This window comes from Prevotella sp. P4-51, from assembly GCF_002251455.1.
GTDB lineage: Bacteria > Bacteroidota > Bacteroidia > Bacteroidales > Bacteroidaceae > Prevotella.
Map to the genome: position 1 here is coordinate 1 of NZ_NPJM01000071.1, position 954 is coordinate 954.

2 protein-coding genes are annotated in these 954 nt (G+C 52.1%); one reads left to right on the forward strand and one right to left on the reverse strand.

The features are described from left to right. On the forward strand, positions 1–366 hold a 366-nt coding region (locus CIK94_RS14685), incomplete at its 5' end, for a hypothetical protein (RefSeq protein WP_216821949.1). A 324-nt stretch (positions 367–690) separates the two neighbouring features. Here CIK94_RS14685 and CIK94_RS14690 read toward each other — a convergent pair. Continuing rightward, a partial coding sequence (locus tag CIK94_RS14690) for a hypothetical protein (RefSeq protein WP_216821950.1) occupies positions 691–954 on the reverse strand: 264 nt, incomplete at its 5' end.

Sequence of the window (954 nt, forward strand, 5' to 3'; positions counted from 1 at the left end):
ACTGGGGTGGGGCTTCTACAAGCAGCTGTTTTTGTACCGGCGCCAGCCGGACTTTTTTTACCGCCAACGGCGGCTTTTTTTACCGTTGTTACTGCTGGCGTCATGCAGAGCATGACGGTGGTGATGGTGCCGATGCCCAGGAGGAAAACTTGTTTTCCGACAGGCATTGGAGACAGCACCGCCAAGGCGAAGCCGCCAGCAGTGGCCACGGCTTTTTGTGTTTATTTCATCCCTTTTGGAGATGAGCAGATGAAATCCCATAGTGGAAGGCCCACAATCAGCAGCAACTCTGCAGGAGTTGCGATTTCCCAGCCCAGGGTTGCGGGCGAAGCACGCTACCCTGGGTATATATATAATAAGGTATAGCAACTCTGTAGGAGTTGCGCTTAGTCGAAGGCGTTACCCACAGCAGGATAGTGGACTGAAATGTAAGGGAGAATGTTATTATACTCACTCTGATAATGCACTCCACCAATTTCCTGTCCATTATCCCGCCAAGGGGGACGCCCTCGGTGAGCTCGTAACAACCGTTACGAGGGCACGTGCCATAAGTCACGAGGTCACGTATCAATTGTTACGAGGACACGTATCGACCGTTACGAGCCACCAATGATAGTTGCGGGCGGTGCCAACCATCCCTCTGCGGCGTGTAATGTATGGATATAAGAGCCGGAAAGGCGTTGCTCCTTTTCACGCCTTTTCCCTCTGCGTAAAAAGTTGGTGTTGGATATTCCCGAGAACCATCTCAGGGATATCCGACACCAACCTCAGCGCCGCACCTGCCCATGGCAGGCTGAAAAGGAGCAAAATAAAAAAAGAGAAGCCCAACAATGGCCTCTCCCCAATCCTCTCCAAGGGTCGAAAAGTTACAATAAACCCCATCCCAACCACCTCCAAGGGCAAGGCGCATCTTCTAACCGCCTTAAACACAGCAAGAAGGGACTCCCTCCCCTT